Origin of the sequence: Streptomyces sp. NPDC020422, from assembly GCF_044386705.1 — a bacterium.
Lineage (GTDB): Bacteria > Actinomycetota > Actinomycetes > Streptomycetales > Streptomycetaceae > Streptomyces.
This window is the reverse complement of the sequence record NZ_JBIRVJ010000001.1, coordinates 1-16,283: the sequence shown is the minus strand read 5'-3', so window position 1 is coordinate 16,283 and position 16,283 is coordinate 1. Positions and strand designations below refer to the sequence as shown.

Sequence of the window (16,283 nt, the reverse complement as noted above, 5' to 3'; positions counted from 1 at the left end):
CGGTGTGGTGTTCGGGGTCAGTCGCATCCTGGAACGCGGTCCGCTCCCGGAAGGATTCCGTCGTGCCGGTCTTGCTGGTCCTGGTGTTCGGTGTCGGTGTGGCGATGGCGTGGTGGAGTGTCGTGCCCGTCCCGCGCGGTCCGCGGCGTGGTCCGCGTTGACGCGCCGGAGCGCCGCCGTGCGGGTTTCACGTGACGCCGAGCGGTCAGGCGGACGGGGAACGAATCCCTACTCATGTGCCAGGAGGCTCACATGGACGGCTGGCGTGCGGCCGCGGCCTGCCAGGAGGTCGACCCCGATCTGTTCTTCCCGGTGGGCACCGGCGCCCCCGCGCTCGCCCAGGCGGAGGAGGCCAAGCGGGTCTGCCGGCGTTGCCCGGTACGCGAACCGTGCCTGCGCTCGGCCCTCGCGCAGCCGCACCCGCCGTCGGGCGTGTGGGGCGGCCTGACCGAGGCCGAGCGGCGTGCGCTGGCGCGCCGGGCGCGTCAGCGGGCGGACGACCGCCGGTGACCGGCCGGAGGATCACGCCCCCCGGGCTCCCCCCGGGGGGCGTACTGCGCCCGGCGGGCCGGTGGGGCGCCGCCGCGTCAGCGCGTTCGCCGGTTCCGCGGGGACGCCGGGTCGGGGTACTCCGGCAGCAGGGAGAGGCGGGCGCGGACGCGCTTCCCCTCCGGGGCGGGCTCCACGGTCAGGCTCTGGCAGACGGCGACGACGATCTCGACGCCGTGCTGACCGATGCGGCGGGGGTCGTGGCCGCGGGGCACGGGGGCGGCGGGCTCCTGGTCGAAGACCGAGATCTCCAGGGTGTCGCGGCCCAGTTCGAGCAGGAGCCGGCAGGGGCCGGCCGTGTGCCGGATGGCGTTGGTGACCAGTTCGCTGACCACCAGTTGTGCGAGCTCGACGCGCTCGTCGCCGACCGGTGCGTCCAGCACGGCCGGGGCGGCCGCGAGGAACTCGGCGGTGAAGGCGCGCGCCGATGCGATCGCCCCGCCGCGGGCGGCGTCGCCGTAGACGACGCCTGCGGACAGCAGGGGTTCCGGGATCGCGCGCTCCGCGGTGATCGCGTCCGTCATGGCGCTGGTGCTCCCCTCGTCCTGGGTCGGCGGCTGGGCTCCTCGTACCCGCCTTTCCCCTCTTCATGGTTCCCATACCGCACGCAACGCGGATCACACCCCCGGACGGTGCGTCAAGGGGACGTCGGCGCGGTCGGCGCGAGGCCCCCGTGTCGTCCCTCGCCAGGGGTTCCGGCCCGGTGGCCGCGCCAGTCGAGACAGAGTACGAGGACCGCGTCCGACGCGCCACGGGGTGTGCCGCGCAGCGCGCGTACGACGGCCCGGGGGACGTCCGCGCCCTTCCGGCGGCGGACCGCGGCGAGGGCTCGGGCGACGGGCCCGTCCGGCGCCTCGTGCCTCTCGGCGGTCGTGGGCTCCGAGGCGCCGCGGGCGACGAAGACCAGCCGGTCACCGCGCAGCAGGCGCAGGCGCTGGGGAGCGTAGACGGTGTCCTCGAACATGCCCAGGGGCAGTTGGCGGTCCAGGTGGATGCGCTCGGTCGCGCCCCGGCGCAGGCGCCAGAGCGCCGGCGACCCGGCGTCCACCACCTCGGCCTCGCCGGTCGCCAGGTCGATCCGGAGCAGCAGGGCGGAGAGCGGATGCCGGCCGTGGTACTGCCCGTAGAGCGCCTGGTCGGTGAGGCTGGCCTGGGTCACCAGGTCGAGCCCGGCCCGCCGGGCGTTGCGGAGCGCCATCAGGGCGAGCGTGCTCGCCAGGGCGGCCGGGGTGCCGGGGCCGGCGCCGTCGGCGACGACGATGACCAGGTCCCGCTCGGTGGCGCTCCAGTCCAGGAGGTGCCCTCCGGAGGTGTAGGCGGGCTCCCAGTGGGCGTGCAGGTCGAAGGCGGGTCCGGAGCTGGCCCGGCCCGGCAGGGTGTCCCACTGCATCTCCCCCGCGACGCTGAGGGCGTGCGTCCGGCGGGTGCGGCGGTACAGGTCGGTGTGGCGGTCGGCGACGCGCAGGGCGTGTCCGAGGGTCTCGGCGACCCGGGCGAGGCTCGCGGTGGTCACCGGCGAGGAGCGGTCCGCGGGCAGCACGACGACCAGGACGCCGAACCGGTCGCCGCGGACCGTGACGGGCAGGTAAACGGTCGCCGTGGGCCCGACATCACGGAAAAGATATGGTTGCTGGGTGCGGAAGACGCGGCCGGCGGGGCCCGCGTCCACGGGCGTGTGCGGCATCCCTGCAGGTGCCTGGACGGGCTCGACGGGGCGCAGGGTCGTGCATCCGTAGTCGACGAGCAGCAGGTCGGCGGAGGTCGCGGCGTACTGCTGCGCGAGACTGGTACGGAGGGAGTCCAGGAGGAGGTGTGGTGCCGCCCCGCGCAGTGCGCCTTCCACTGTCACGTGTCGGTCCACCGGATCCGTACCGCCTTCTGGAGAGATGTGGAGATGACCGGTCCGTCGCAAGGCCGCTGTCCCCGGCCCCGGACGTCCGAGGAGGTTCGGCAGGCATGACGAGCAACCCCGCCCCGCCGCCACCGGAACCGCAGCGGACGGCCGAGTCCGCCCGGGAGCTGATCGAGCTGCTGGAGGTGCTGTGGGAGCGCGGCCGGGACATGGTGTCGTCGACACCCGTCTCGGCGAGTCAGCTGCGCGTGCTGTACAGCCTGGACCGCGAGGAGGGCATCAGCCTGCGCACCCTGGGCGAGCTGCTCGGCTCCGCGCCGCCCTCGGTGAGCCGCATGTGCGACCGGCTGGAGGCCCTGGGCTTCGTGCAGCGGCTGCCCAGCCCCGTGAGCCGTCGGCAGCTGGAGCTGCACCTGACCGTGCACGGCAAGGCGTACCTGCGGGACCTCAGGGCCCAGCGCGAGGAGGCTCTGCTCGCGGTCATCGCGGACATGTCGCCGACGAGCCGCAAGGCGCTGCTGCGCGGACTCACCGGCTTCCACGACGCGGTCGGGGGGAGCGGAGCAGCCGCCTCGTCACGCGCCCGCACGCCGCTGAAGGACGTCAGCTCGGCCTGACCCCCGCGCGACGCCGGCTCCGGCCGGGCGCACACCCCATGTCCTCATTGCCACCTCTGGTCGTCCTTGACGGCGTTCTTCCGGGCACCCGCCGGGTGTTGCCCCAAGGATACAGTTGTCACGCGACAACTGTTGACGCGGTGCCGTGCCAGTCGAGGCAGACGACCAGGGCGTCGTCCTCCAGCGGACTGCCGCCGTGGTGGACGGCGAGCTCCCGGAGCACCGCCTGCGGCACGTGCGTGGGCGGCAGCAGCCGCGTCCCCCGCAGCGCGCGGGCCAGCGCCCGGTCCCCGTAGCTCTCCCCGGCCGGCGAGACGGCCGCGTACACGCCGTCGCTGCCGAACAGCAGCCGGTCGCCCGGCCGCACGGAGAACCGCTCCGGTACGTACACGGTGTCCTCGAACATGCCGAGCGGCAGCTGCGCCTCGAAGTCGACGGACTCCACCGCCTGCCCCCGCTGCCGCCACAGCCGGGGCGATCCGGCGTCGACGGCCTCCACCTCGCCCGTGGCCAGGTCGAAGCAGAGCAGCAGCACCGACACGAAGGCCTCGCCCCGGTACTGGGCGTACACGGCCTGGTCCGCCAGCGCGGCCTGGTCCGCCAGCGGGAGGCCGGCCCGGCGGGCGTTGCGGAGCGCGTTGATCGCCAGATTGGTCAGCAGGGCGGCCTCGATGCCCTCCCCCATGCCGTTGGTGACCGTGAGGGTCAGCCGGCCGTCCGAGACCGACCAGTCGTAGTTGTCGCCGAAGATGGCGTAGGCGGGCTCCAGATGGGCGGCCAGCGCGAACTCGGGACGGGCGCAGGAACGGCCGGGAAGCAGCTGCCACTGCATCTCCGCCGCGAGCGTGAGCCGCGTCGCGCGCCGCGCCAGGACGTACAGGTCGGTGTCCCGCTCCGCCACCAGGATCTCGTGGCCGAGCGCCTCGCAGAGCTGCGCCAGCCCGGGCAGCAGCGGCCCGACGTCGGCCTCCGGGGGCAGCTCGGCCGTCAGCACCCCCAGCCGGTCCCCGCGGACCGTGACGGGCAGGTGGAGCAGGAGCGCCCCGGGCTCCCGGACCACGTGCGGCTCCTGGGCGCCAAAGGCCCGGCCCTCGGGACTGTCGTGGATCGGCACCGACGGATCCGTCCCGGGGACGTGCCCGACGAGCTGGAGCGTCCGCAGACCGTAGTCGGCCATGCGGAGTTCCACCCGCCGCACCCCGCGGTGCTCTCTGAGGGCGTCCTCGACGACACCGACGAGCCGGTGCGGAGCCGCCCGGCGGAGCGCCTGCTCGATCTCGGCGATCTCGCGCACGGTCTTTCCTCTTCCTCTTTCCTGCGCCCGGCCCCCTGCACGGGGACCGCGCCACCCGTCCGCTATCTCGCGCCGCCGGCCGCGGCCAGCGCGTCCGCCACGCCGTCGTGCGGCGGGATCGTCGTCGTCACGCCGGTGATCTCCAGGATGCGGCGCACGGCCGGGGTCGGCGCGGCGAGATACAGGTCGCCGCCGGTCCCCCGCACCTTGTTGACCGCCCGGATCAGGACGTTCAGCCCCGAGGAGTCCATGAATTCGAGGGCGGACAGGTCCAGCACGAGACGGCGCCGCCCCCGGGCGAACTGCTCCGTCAGCACCTCCTGCAACCGCCCGGCCGTCTCCATGTCCAGCTCGCCCGCGACGGTCAGCAGCGCCGTGCGGTCATCGCGGATCTCGACGTCGACATCAAGGTTCGGTTCACGCTCGGACATGTCTCCTGCTTTCCGTGGGGGGTGTGGGTCCGGTCTCGGGTCGGCGGTCGCGGTCAGAACACCTGGACACCGACCACGCACGTGTCGTCGTCCGTGTCCGACTTGCTGCGTGCGAGGAGCTGGTCCAGCCTGCGTTCGAGGCTGTCGGACGGCTGCCGGGCGACCGTCAGCAGCTGGGCCACGGAATCCTGGACGGCGGTGTCGCGCCGCTCGACGAGTCCGTCGGTGTACATCAGCACCGTGTCACCGGGTTCGAGCCGCAGCTCCGTCTCCTCGTACTCGGCCTCCGCGAGGGCTCCCAGCAGCACCCCGCGCAGGAGCGGCAGGTCGCGCGCCTCCTCCCCGCGCACCAGCACCGGCGGGAGGTGTCCGGCGCGGGCCCAGCGCAGGGTGCGGCTCTCCGGGTCGTACACGCCGCACACGGCGGTGGCGGTCACCTGGGCGGTGAGGTGGTGGGCGACCCCGTTGAGCCAGGACAACAGCTGTCCGGGACCCGCGCCCGTGACGGCGAGGCCGCGCAGGGCGTTGCGCAGCACCACCATGCCCGTGGCGGCCTCCACTCCGTGCCCGGCGACGTCCCCGACGCACAGGAGCACCTTCTTGGACGGCAGCACGACCGCGTCGTACCAGTCGCCGCCGACCAGCGACTCGGACTCCGCGGGCCGGTAGCGCACGGCCACGCCGAGTCCCGGCGCGTCGAGCGGCGGCATGGCCGGCGGCATGATCGCGTGCTGGAGCTGGAGGGTGAGCCGGTTGCGCTCCTCGGCGGCCTCCTCCGTCTCCGCCAGCCGGTCGCGGGTGGCCGTGAGGGCGACCTCGGTCCAGTGCTGCGCGGAGATGTCCTGGTAGGCGCCCCGGACGGCCTGGAGACCGCCGTCGCTGCCCAGGGCGGGTTCGGCGGTCACCCGGATGTGCCGGGTGACCCCGTCGCGGCGGAACATGCGGAAGGCGGCGGAGCCCACCCGCCGCTGCTCCAGCACCTGCCGCAGGAAGCGGCGGATGGCGTCGGCGTCGTCCGGGTGGGCGTGGCCGGCGAGGTCGCGCAGGGGCACCGGCGGCTCCGTCGTGCCGCGGCCGAAGAGCTCGTACAGCTGGCCGTGCCAGGTGATGTCGCCGGTGACGAGGTCCTCCTCGAAGGCGCCGACCCGGCCGAGGCGCTGGGCGTGCTGGAGGAGGCTGGCGAGGCGTGCCGACTCGTCCTCGACGCGCCAGATGAGCAGCAGGCTCGCACCGTGCCGGCTGATGCTGATGTCGGCGAGCGAGGCGAGCGGCACCTGGTCCACCAGGGCCGTGAGCCGCACCCGGCGGGCGCGGAAGGGCTCCCCGGTGGCGTAGACCCGCTCGATCCGTTCGAAGAGCTCGCTGCCGCCGGCCGTCGCCGGGTACGCCTCGAGGAGCAGGGCGCCGTCGACGGAGCCACGGGGCCGTCCGGCCGGATCCTGGAAGTGCGCGTTGGCGTGCCGGATGCGGAAGTCGACGAGCGTCCCCGCCTCGTCCAGATGGGGGGTGAGGACGAGGGCGGGGTCGTAGAGCCCGTCCGAGAGCTCGGCCAGCGCCGCCGCCCCGTCCGCGCCGGGGACCGGGAGGCCGCCGGGCACGGGGAAGCCCCCGGGGGACGTCTCGGGGAGCGTCTCCAGGGTGTGGGCGCAGAGCTCGGCGAGGGCCTCGATCTGGCGCTCCACGGCCTGCGGCAGGGGGTCGAGCGGACGGGCCCAGCAGATCTCCAGGACGCCGTGGATGCGGCCGCCGGTCCCGGCGGGGACGACGACCCGGCCGCCGTCGGGATGGCGCGAGCGGCCGATGGAGGGGATGCCCGCGGCGGCCAGGGAGGCGTAGCGGACGGTTCGGCGCCCGATGAGCGCCTGGCGGGCCGCGGTGGTCACGCCCGGCGGCACGTAGTGCCAGCGGGCGGCCTCGTCGAGGCCGAAGCCGGCGTGGCCGCGCAGGCTCAGCGAGGTGTCCGGGCCGGTCGTCCAGATCGCGACGGCGACGGCGCCCAGAGGTTCGAGGGCGTGCCGCAGCAGCGACTCGGCGACGGCCTGGGTGTCGTCGGCGCTGAGGGCCGCGCTCTCCGCCGTGCGCAGCCGCACGGCGACCGAGGCGGCGGTGGCGGGTGCGGTCTCGGTGGCGGGAGCGGTGGCGAGGGCCTCGGGCTGGCCGACGGCCGTCCTCACGAACTCGTCCGCCGCCTCCGCCATCCGGTCACGGGACGCCTGGTTGATGATGTCCGCGGCCAGTTCCAGCCGGGACACTCCGGCCCGGTCGGCGAGCTCCGCGAGCTGGCGGGCCGCCTGGGCCGGGCCGCAGCCCAGCCGCTCGACGATGACTCCCTTGGCGAGTTCGATCAGGGCGCGGCCCTCTGCCGCCGCCTGCGCGGCGCGCACCTCGCCGCGCAGGCGTTCCACCGTGGCGGCCAGCCGGCCGTCGGCGGCCAGCAGGTCCACGGCGTCTGCGGCGCCCGCTGCGACCTCGGCGCCCACGGCGTCTGCGGCGCCCGCGCCGACCTCTGCGAGCTCCGCGACCTCTGCGACCTCTGCGACCTCTGTGACCTCTGCGTCCGGAACGTCCGGCGCGCCGTCGGCGGCGTACGGGGCGGAGGTCTCGGGGGGCGGGGGCGTGGTCACGAGGCCACCCCCGAGTCGAGCCAGCGGCTGACGCAGGCGATGAGCTCGTCGGCGTCGACGGGCTTGGTGACGTAGTCGCTGGCCCCGGACGCGAGGCTCTTCTCCCGGTCGCCGGGCATCGCCTTCGCGGTGACCGCGATCACCGGCAGGTCCGCGTACTGGGGCAGCTCCCTGATCCGCGCGGTCGCCGTGTAGCCGTCCATCTCCGGCATCATCACGTCCATCAGGACCAGGGAGACGGACGGGTTGGCCAGCAGCGTCTCGATCCCCTTCCGCCCGTTCTCGGCGTGCAGCACGGTCATGCCGTGCAACTCCAGGATGCCGCTGAGGGCGTACAGGTTGCGGGCGTCGTCGTCGACGGCGAGCACGGTCCTGCCGCGCAGGGTGCCGTCGACGGCCTGGGACGCGGGTGCCGAGTGGTCGCCGCGCACCAGGGGCACGACGTCGCCGGGCTGCTCGGCGGACAGGTGCAGGGCGATCCGCTCCCGCAGCTCGTCGAGGCTGGAGAGGAGCTCCAGCGGGCGGCGTCGGGCGAGGTCCTGCAGGGCGCCCTCCTCGTCGGCGGGGAGCCGGCGGTTGTTGTGGGCGAGGACGGGGACGGTGCGCAGCGCCTCGTCGCCGTCCACGGCCTCCAGGAAGCGCAGGGCGTCGCCGTCCGCCATGTCGACGTCGAGCACGACGCAGTGGAACGGCTGGGTGGCGAGCGCGGCGGCGGCCTCCTGGGGGCCGACGACCGCGACCAGCTCGATGTCCGCCCGGCCCGTGTGCCTTCCGTCGGCCGCGAGCTGGCCGACCGCGTTCTCGGCGACGACGGCGAGGAGCCCGCGCGGGCGCTCCTCGATCACGAGCAGGCGCCGGGTCGGCCGGGCGGGCGCGGCGCCGGGCAGCGCGAGCGCGCCGCCGCGGGCCGGGGCCGGGACGGTGAACCCCGCCGGGGACTCCGCCGGCTGGTCGGCGGAGTCGGGCTGCTCGCTGAAGTCGGTGCGGGCGACGGGGAGGTAGAGGGTGAAGGTGCTGCCCTCGCCGGGCACGCTGGTGACGGTGAGGGCGCCGCCGAGGAGATAGGCGATCTCGCGGCTGATGGACAGGCCGAGGCCGGTGCCGCCGTACTTGCGGTTGGTCGTCCCGTCGGCCTGCTGGAAGGCGCCGAAGATGGCCTCCAGGTTCTCGGGGGCGATGCCGATGCCGGTGTCGGCGACGCGGAAGGCGACGACGGCGCCCCCGCGGTGCACGGACACGGGCAGCTCGGCGTCCGATGCCGGTTCGATGCGCAGCTCGACGCTGCCGCGCTCGGTGAACTTGACGGCGTTCGACAGCAGGTTGCGCAGCACCTGCCGGAGGCGCGTGTCGTCGGTGACGAGGTCGACGGGGACGCCGGGAGCGGTGGAGACCGTGAAGGCGAGGCTCTTCTGCGAGGTGAGGGGGCGGAACGTGGCCTCGACGTAGTCGAGGAGCCCGCGCAGCGGCACGCGCTCCGGGTTGAGGTCCATCTTCCCGGCCTCCACCTTGGAGAGGTCGAGGATGTCGTTGATCAGTTGGAGCAGGTCGGATCCGGCCGAGTGGATGATGCCGGCGTACTCGACCTGCTTGGCCGTGAGGTTGCGGGTCGGGTTCTGGGCCAGCAGCTGGGCCAGGATCAGCAGGCTGTTGAGCGGGGTGCGCAGCTCGTGGCTCATGTTGGCCAGGAACTCCGACTTGTACGTGGAGGCCAGGGCGAGCTGCTGGGCGCGGTCCTCCAGCTCCTGCCTGGCCTGCTCGATCTGGAGGTTCTTGGCCTCGATGTCGCGGTTCTGCGCGGCGAGCAGGGCCGCCTTCTCCTCCAGCTCGGCGTTGGAGCGCTGGAGTTCCTCCTGCCGTACCTGGAGTTCCTCGGTGCGCGAGCGGAGTTCGCCGGCAAGCCGCTGGGACTCGTCCAGGAGCTCGTCGGTGCGGGCGTTGGCGACGATGGTGCTCAGGTTGACGCCGACGCTCTCCATGAGCTGTTCCAGGAAGTCCCGGTGCACGGAGGTGAAGGGGCTGAAGGACATCAGCTCGATGACGCCGAGCACCTGGTCCTCGACGACGACCGGCAGCACCACGAGGCTGCCCCGGGACGTGCTGCCGAGACCCGAGGAGATCGTGACGTAGTCGGCGGGGACGTTGTCGGCGCTGATGGTGCGGCGGCTGCGGGCGGCCTGTCCGACGAGCGACTCGCCCAGCCGGAAGCGCACCTGCTGCTGGTCGCCCGCGGGGCGTCCGTAGGATCCGACGAGGCCCAGCTCGATGCCGTCGGCGCCCTCCTCGGCCAGGTAGAAGGCGCCGTACTGGGCGCCCACCATCGGGGTCAGCTCGTCCATGACGAGCTCGGCGACGACGGCCAGGTCGCGGTGGCCCTGCATCAACGCGGACATCCGGGCCAGGCTGGACTTCAGCCAGTCCTGCTCCTGGTTGGCCCGCGTCGTCTCGCGCAGCGAGCCGACCATGGCGTTGATGTTGTCCTTGAGCTCGGCCACCTCGCCCGAGGCCTCGACGGTGATCGAACGGGTGAGGTCGCCCTCGGCGACGGCGCTCGCGACCTCGGCGATGGCGCGAACCTGGCGGGTGAGGTTGCCCGCCAGCTCGTTGACGTTCTCGGTCAGCCGCTTCCAGGTGCCGGAGACCCCCTCGACCTCGGCCTGGCCGCCGAGCCGGCCCTCGCTGCCGACCTCGCGGGCCACCCGGGTCACCTCGGCCGCGAACGAGGAGAGCTGGTCGACCATGGTGTTGATGGTCGTCTTCAGCTCCAGGATCTCGCCCCGGGCGTCGACGTCGATCTTCTTCGACAGATCGCCGTTGGCGACGGCGGTCGTGACCTGGGCGATGTTGCGGACCTGTCCGGTCAGGTTGCTCGCCATGGAGTTGACGTTGTCGGTGAGGTCCTTCCAGGTGCCGGCCACGTTCGGCACCCTGGCCTGCCCGCCGAGCCGGCCCTCGGTGCCGACCTCGCGGGCCACCCGGGTCACCTCGTCGGCGAACGAGGACAGCTGGTCGACCATCGTGTTGATGGTCGTCTTCAGCTCCAGGATCTCGCCCCGGGCGTCCACGTCGACCTTCTTCGACAGATCGCCGCCCGCGACCGCGGTGGCGACGTGGGCGATCGCCCGTACCTGGGCGGTGAGGTTCCCGCCCATCGAGTTGACGGAGTCGGTCAGGTCGCGCCAGGTGCCGGAGACGCCCTTCACGTCGGCCTGTCCCCCGAGGATGCCCTCGGTGCCGACCTCGCGGGCCACCCGGGTCACCTCGTCGGCGAAGGCCGAGAGCTGGTCGACCATCGTGTTGATGGTGTTCTTCAGCTCCAGGATCTCGCCGCGCGCGTCCACGTCGATCTTCTGGGAGAGGTCGCCCTTGGCGACGGCCGTCGCCACCTGGGCGATGTCACGGACCTGGGTGGTGAGGTTGCCCGCCATCGCGTTGACGGAGTCCGTCAGGTCGGCCCAGGTGCCGGAGACGCCCGGCACGGCGGCCTGGCCGCCGAGCGTCCCCTCCGTGCCCACCTCGCGGGCCACCCGCGTCACCTCGGAGGTGAACAGGGAGAGCTGGTCGACCATCCCGTTGAACACCTGGGAGATCTCGCCCATCAACCCGTCCGCCTCGTCCGGCAGACGGGTGCCGAAGTCGCCGTCCCGCACGGCCGTGAGCCCGGCCAGCAGCAGCCGCAGTCCAGGCTCGACCACCGCGGCCGGCTGCCCGGGCCGCTCACGGCCGGAGGAGCCCTTGGTCGTCGTCTCAGCCATGCCCCATCCTCGTTCCCACCAAGCTTGCGCACACGGACCGTACGGCCCACGCCGCGCGCCGGACGACCGCTCCCCCGGGTCGGCTCCGACTGCCGCGATCGTTGCCGTACGGCAATCATGACGACACTACCCTTCCGTGATCGACAGCAGGAGGGCGGTGCGGGTCATCCGGCCGGAACCCGTCCTCTTCGCCCCCGGTCGGCAGGTGTGCGACGCCGCGACCCGGGTACACGCGCCCCGAACCGGGCGGTCCCCCGCCCCGACGACGAGGGGAGCAGTACGTGCTGATGGCCCACCCCGCGGTCCTGCGCAATCTCATCGAGCAGTACGAGACGCTCAAGGTGCTCCAGGCCGAGAACGGCGGCGAAGAGGTACGGCGGCGCATGGACGACCTCGCCTACACGCTGTGTGTGTCCACGGGTACGCGTGACGTGGACGCGGCGCTGATCGCGGCCCGCCATCGCCTGCCGGGCGCGCGCCCCGAGGACGACTCGGTGCTGAGCGCCTGAGCACACGACAGAGCCCGGCACTCTCCTGACGGAGGTGCCGGGCTCTGTCGTGCGTGCCGCGGGCCCGGCGGGCGGGCGCGTGCCCGCCCGCGGGGCCGCCGCCTACCAGCGGTACCAGCGGCCGGTGCCGCCCTTCGGCCGGGCCACGAAGCCGATCAGCCACAGGACCAGCACGATGACGGCTATCCACCAGAGCGCCTTGACGGCGAAGCCGGCGCCGAAGAGGAGCAGGATGAGCAGCAGGACGAGGAGCAGGGGGACCATGTGAATCGACCTCCGTGAGGGCGGTGGGAAAGGGAAGGGAACGGCCGGGCGGCGGACTCGCGCGCACCGGCCTCGTCAAGGGGGCGGGAAGTGCGCCCGCTCAGCCGCGGCGTTCGAAGAACAGGGCCACCGGACCCAGGTCGCGGCGCGCGGCCAAGCGCCCGTCCCGGCGCCCCCGCCCGTACGCGAGGGCGAGCGCGGCCGCCGTGCCCGCCGCGGCGCCGGCCGCCACGGCCGGGTGGGCCCGCGCGGCGGCCCACAGCTCGCTCCCGGTGCCACGGGCCGCGTAGGCGGCCGCGCGGGCCTTCTCCGCGAAGGGCGCGGGCAGGAGGCGCAGCTCCCCGAGAGCGGCCGGCTCGTACCCCGCGTCCGTGCCGGGGTCGTCCACCCCCGTCAGGTCGGGGTAGTCCGGCACGGCGTAGGGGCCGGTCCAGGTGAAGTGATTCCGTCCGCTGTTCTCCGAAGCACTCATGGGCACCGTCTCGCCGGACTCCCGGGCGCTAAACCTGGTGGTCCCGAGCCCGCCCGGTCCCGCCTGCCGGCGCACCCGCCGGTCCCGCCCGTCGCCCCGCGCGCTTGACCTCGCCCTTCCGGGACAGACGGCCGTCCATGGTGACGTCACTGCTCGTGGTCTGCCCCGCCCTCGCCGCGCTCGCCACCGGCCTCGCGGCCGTCCTGGTGTCCCCGTGGTGGTGGTGCGCGGCCGGACCCGCCCTGCTGCTCGCCGCGGTCGCGTCGTACGACGTCGTCCAGCGGCGCCACTCGATCCTGCGCAACTACCCGCTCCTCGGGCACCTGCGGTTCGCGATGGAGGCGATCCGCCCCGAGGTGCAGCAGTACTTCGTCGAGAGGAACGTCGACGGCATGCCCTTCGACCGGGACACCCGGTCCATCGTGTACGAGCGGGCGAAGGGAACGGACGCCGAGGACCCCTTCGGCACCGAGCTGGAACTGGACCGGACCGGCACCGAGTACCTGGTTCCCTCCATGGCGCCGCGTCCGGTGCCGGACGAACCGCCCCGGGTCCGGATCGGCGGCCCCGACTGCGCCCGGCCCTACGACATGGCCCTGCTCAACGTGTCGGCGATGAGCTTCGGCTCCCTGTCGGCCCCGGCCATCCGCGCCCTGAACGAAGGCGCCCGGCGCGGTGGCTTCGCCCATGACACCGGCGAGGGCGGGATCTCCGAGCACCACCTCGCCCCCGGCGGCGCCCTCGTCTGGGAGATCGGGACCGGGTACTTCGGCTGCCGTGCCGAGGACGGCGGCTTCGACCCCGGGCTGTTCGCCGAGAAGGCCGCGCTCGACCAGGTCGCCTGCGTCCTGCTGAAGATCAGCCAGGGCGCCAAGCCCGGCATCGGCGGCGTCCTGCCCGGCTCGAAGGTCGGCCGGGAGATCGCCGCGGTCCGCGGCGTCCCCGAGGGGCGCACGGTGATCTCCCCGCCGTACCACCGCGTCTACCGGACCCCCCGGGAGCTGGTGCGCTTCCTCGGCCGGATGCGGGAGCTCTCCGGCGGCAAGCCGGTCGGCTTCAAGCTGTGCGTGGGCGCGCGCCGCGACTTCCTCGCCGTCTGCAAGGCGATGCTCGAGGAGGGGCTCACGCCCGACTTCATCGTCGTCGACGGGGCCGAGGGCGGCACGGGTGCCGCCCCGCTGGAGTTCGCGGACACCGTCGGCCTGCCCCTCACCGAGGGGCTGACCACGGTGCACCGGGCGCTCGTCGGCACGGGGCTGCGGGACCGGATAAGGATCGGCGCCTCCGGCAAGGTCGCCACCGGGAGCGACATCGTCAAGCGGCTGATCCAGGGCGCCGACTACACCAACTCCGCCCGCGCCATGATGTTCGCCCTCGGGTGCATCCAGGCCCAGCGCTGCCACACCAACACCTGTCCCGTCGGAGTCGCCACCCAGGACCCCAGGCGGGCCCGCGCCCTCGACGTCCAGGACAAGGCGGAGCGGGTCCGGCGCTTCCAGGAGGCGACCGTCCGCAGCGCCCTCGCGCTGATGGCCGCCATGGGTGCCGACGGCCCCGGGGACCTGGAGCCCGGCATGCTGCTGCGCCGGGTCGGCCCCGATGCCGTGCGGTCCCACGCCGAGCTGTACGAACCGCTCGAAACCGGTCAGCTGCTGTCGTCCGCATCGGTTCCGGACACGTGGGCAGGCGACTGGAAGGCGGCGCATCCGGACCGGTTCACCCTCCGCTGAACCGGCCGGCGCCCCCGGCGAAAGGAGACCCCATGACCCGTACCGTCGCACAGGTGATCGTCGACGGGCTCGCGGAGCTCGGTGTCGGCCGCGTCTTCGGCGTGGTCGGCGACGCGCTCAACCCGCTCACCGACGCCATCCGGACCACCGAGGGCATCGACTGGACCGGCTTCCGCCACGAGGAGGCGGCGGCCTTCGCCGCCGGAGCGCGCGCCCAGCTCTCCGGTGAGCTGGCCGTCTGCATGGGCACGGTGGGACCGGGCTCGGTGCACCTGCTCAACGGACTGTACGACGCGGCCAAGAGCGGGGCGCCGGTCCTGGCGATCTGCGGTCAGGTGCCGCTGTCGGAGGTGGGCGGGGACTACTTCCAGGAGGTCGACAACGACCTCCTCTTCCGGGACGTGGCCGTGTTCCGGGCCACCGTCACCTCGCCTTCCCAGCTGCCCCGGCTGCTGGAGTCCGCGGTGCGGGCGGCCGTGACCGGGCGGGGCGTGGCGGTGCTGACCGTCCCCGGCGACCTCGGCGACCAGGAGGTCGAGGAGGACCGGCCGACGCGGTTCGCGCTGCCGCGCCCGGCCGTCACGCGCCCCGACGACCCGGCGCTCGCCGAGGCCGCCGAGCTGATCGGCCGGGGCTCGCGGGTCACCCTCCTGGTCGGCCGCGGGGCCCGGGAGGCCCGCGAGGAGGTGCTGCGTGCCGCCGAGCTGCTCTCGGCGCCGATGGTGCTGACCCTGAAGGGCAAGGAGGGCTTCGAGGACGCCAACCCGTACGAGGTCGGCCAGACCGGCCTCATCGGCAATCCCGCCGCGGCCCACGCCATGGACTCGTGCGACACCCTGATCATGCTCGGGACGGACTTCCCCTACCGGGAGTGGTACCCGCGGGACTGCCGGGTCGTGCAGATCGACACCCGCGAGGAGCACCTCGGGCGCCGCGTCCCGGTGGACGTCGGGCTCGCCGGGGACGTGGGCGCGACGCTGCGGGCCCTGCTGCCGCTGCTGGCGCCCGTTCCGGCGCGCACCCACCTGGACGAGGCCCGCGAGCGGTACGCGGACTGGGAGAAGGGCCAGGCGGAGCTCGCCGACCCCGCCCACGACCGGCGCCTGCTGGGACGCGTACGGGCCATGTTCGACAACCGGGAGGCGGACATCCGTCCCGAGGCCCTCGCGGCGGCCGTGGACCGCCACGCCGCCGACGACGCGATCTTCACCTCGGACACCGGGATGGCCACCGTGTGGCTCTCGCGGCTGGTGCGGATGCGCGGCAGCCGCCGCCTGATCGGCTCGTACAACCTCGGTTCCATGGCCAACGCCATGCCCCAGGCCATCGGGGCGCAGCTGTGGGCTCCGGACCGGCAGGTCGTGGCCTTCTGCGGCGACGGCGGCCTCGGCATGCTGCTCGGCGACCTGATGACCATCCGCTCGGAACGGCTGCCGGTGAAGCTCGTCGTCTTCGACAACCGCCGGCTCGGCATGGTCAAGCTGGAGCAGGAGCAGGCGGGGCTTCCCGAGTTCGGGACGGTGCTGGACAACCCCGACTTCGCCGCGGTGGCCGAGGCACTGGGGCTGACCGGCATCCGCGTCACCGCCCCGGCCGAGCTGGACGAGGCCGTGCGCAAGGCGCTCGCCCTGCCCGGCCCGGTCCTCCTCGACGTGCTGACCAACCCGGCGGAGGTGGCCGTCCCGGGGAAGCCGACGGTGGCGCAGGGGTGGGGCTTCGCCATCGCCAAGATCAAGGAGAACCTGCCCTCCGCGGCGGGCTGAGCGGTCGGGCGCCGGAAATCCGTGGGTTTGTTCTCGCGGATTCGGGCGAGGCGTTCTGTTGTCAGATGCGTCGCACGAAGGGAGCGATCTCGTGTCCGGTGAGCAGAAGAGCAAGGCCAAGGGCGAGCAGGCCAAGGGCAAGGTCAAGGAGGCGGTCGGCCGGATGACCGACAACGAGCGCCTGGAGGCGGAGGGCCGGGCCGAGCAGGCCAAGGGCGACGCGCGTACCGCCAAGGAGAAGATGAAGGACGTCTTCAAGCACTGATCCGACGGACGAGGGACCTCGTCCGGCACGGAGAGGGGCGGGGCCCCCCCCGCGGGGCGCCCCCCCCCCGCGGCCCCCCCCCCCGCCCCCCCCCCCCCCGCCGGGGGGGGGGGGCCCGCCCCCCCCCCCCCGCCCCGGCCCCGCCCCCCCCCCCCGCCCCG

General features: G+C 73.9%; 14 protein-coding genes. 6 read left to right on the top strand and 8 right to left on the bottom strand.

Annotated features, from left to right (window positions below; genetic code table 11):
- The first annotated feature begins 252 nt into the window (after nucleotides 1-252).
- Nucleotides 253-510 (top strand): WhiB family transcriptional regulator, encoded by a 258-nt coding sequence (locus tag ACH414_RS00070; protein WP_382545326.1) that lies wholly within the window; start codon nucleotides 253-255, stop codon nucleotides 508-510.
- 77 nt (nucleotides 511-587) lie between these two features.
- Here ACH414_RS00070 and ACH414_RS00065 read toward each other — a convergent pair whose 3' ends face one another.
- The gene (locus ACH414_RS00065; protein WP_391767982.1) at nucleotides 588-1,073 is read right to left on the bottom strand and encodes an ATP-binding protein; all 486 of its coding nucleotides are present in this window, start codon (nucleotides 1,071-1,073) and stop codon (nucleotides 588-590) included.
- Between the two features lie 113 nt (nucleotides 1,074-1,186).
- Nucleotides 1,187-2,398: a PP2C family protein-serine/threonine phosphatase gene (locus tag ACH414_RS00060; protein ID WP_398940410.1), complete on the bottom strand. Its 1,212-nt coding sequence runs from the start codon at nucleotides 2,396-2,398 to the stop codon at nucleotides 1,187-1,189.
- 107 nt (nucleotides 2,399-2,505) lie between these two features.
- On the opposite strand from ACH414_RS00060, the gene ACH414_RS00055 reads away from it, so the two are divergent.
- On the top strand, nucleotides 2,506-3,018 hold the full coding sequence (locus ACH414_RS00055) for a MarR family transcriptional regulator (protein ID WP_382545335.1): 513 nt from the start codon (nucleotides 2,506-2,508) through the stop codon (nucleotides 3,016-3,018).
- Nucleotides 3,019-3,136: 118 nt separating this feature from the next.
- Here ACH414_RS00055 and ACH414_RS00050 read toward each other — a convergent pair whose 3' ends face one another.
- The 4 genes from ACH414_RS00050 to ACH414_RS00035 form a co-directional block, all read right to left on the bottom strand.
- Nucleotides 3,137-4,312, bottom strand: a complete 1,176-nt coding sequence (locus ACH414_RS00050; protein WP_382545338.1) for a PP2C family protein-serine/threonine phosphatase — start codon at nucleotides 4,310-4,312, stop codon at nucleotides 3,137-3,139.
- 62 nt (nucleotides 4,313-4,374) lie between these two features.
- Nucleotides 4,375-4,743: an STAS domain-containing protein gene (locus ACH414_RS00045; RefSeq protein WP_382545341.1), complete on the bottom strand. Its 369-nt coding sequence runs from the start codon at nucleotides 4,741-4,743 to the stop codon at nucleotides 4,375-4,377.
- Between the two features lie 53 nt (nucleotides 4,744-4,796).
- Complete coding sequence (locus ACH414_RS00040; protein ID WP_382545384.1) at nucleotides 4,797-7,223, bottom strand: SpoIIE family protein phosphatase; 2,427 nt, start codon at nucleotides 7,221-7,223, stop codon at nucleotides 4,797-4,799.
- A 140-nt stretch (nucleotides 7,224-7,363) separates the two neighbouring features.
- Complete coding sequence (locus tag ACH414_RS00035; protein ID WP_386561464.1) at nucleotides 7,364-11,119, bottom strand: HAMP domain-containing protein; 3,756 nt, start codon at nucleotides 11,117-11,119, stop codon at nucleotides 7,364-7,366.
- Nucleotides 11,120-11,400: 281 nt separating this feature from the next.
- On the opposite strand from ACH414_RS00035, the gene ACH414_RS00030 reads away from it, so the two are divergent.
- Complete coding sequence (locus ACH414_RS00030; RefSeq protein ID WP_382545345.1) at nucleotides 11,401-11,628, top strand: DUF5133 domain-containing protein; 228 nt, start codon at nucleotides 11,401-11,403, stop codon at nucleotides 11,626-11,628.
- Nucleotides 11,629-11,730: 102 nt separating this feature from the next.
- Here the strand turns inward: ACH414_RS00030 and ACH414_RS00025 are convergent, their stop codons facing one another.
- Nucleotides 11,731-11,892 carry a DUF5670 family protein gene (locus ACH414_RS00025; protein ID WP_382545348.1) on the bottom strand — a complete coding sequence of 54 codons (162 nt, stop codon included), beginning with the start codon at nucleotides 11,890-11,892 and terminating at the stop codon, nucleotides 11,731-11,733.
- 100 nt (nucleotides 11,893-11,992) lie between these two features.
- A complete protein-coding gene (locus tag ACH414_RS00020) occupies nucleotides 11,993-12,364 on the bottom strand; it encodes a hypothetical protein (protein WP_382545352.1) in 372 nt (123 codons plus the stop codon).
- A 137-nt stretch (nucleotides 12,365-12,501) separates the two neighbouring features.
- On the opposite strand from ACH414_RS00020, the gene ACH414_RS00015 reads away from it, so the two are divergent.
- The 3 genes from ACH414_RS00015 to ACH414_RS00005 all read left to right on the top strand — a co-directional run bounded on the left by ACH414_RS00015 (nucleotide 12,502) and on the right by ACH414_RS00005 (nucleotide 16,122).
- Nucleotides 12,502-14,094, top strand: a complete 1,593-nt coding sequence (locus ACH414_RS00015) for an FMN-binding glutamate synthase family protein (protein WP_386561459.1) — start codon at nucleotides 12,502-12,504, stop codon at nucleotides 14,092-14,094.
- A gap of 32 nt (nucleotides 14,095-14,126) precedes the next feature.
- A complete protein-coding gene (locus tag ACH414_RS00010) occupies nucleotides 14,127-15,857 on the top strand; it encodes a thiamine pyrophosphate-dependent enzyme (protein ID WP_382545357.1) in 1,731 nt (576 codons plus the stop codon).
- Nucleotides 15,858-15,948: 91 nt separating this feature from the next.
- Entirely contained in the window at nucleotides 15,949-16,122 is a 174-nt protein-coding gene (locus ACH414_RS00005) for a CsbD family protein (RefSeq protein WP_382545360.1), read from the top strand.
- The last annotated feature ends 161 nt before the right edge of the window (nucleotides 16,123-16,283 follow it).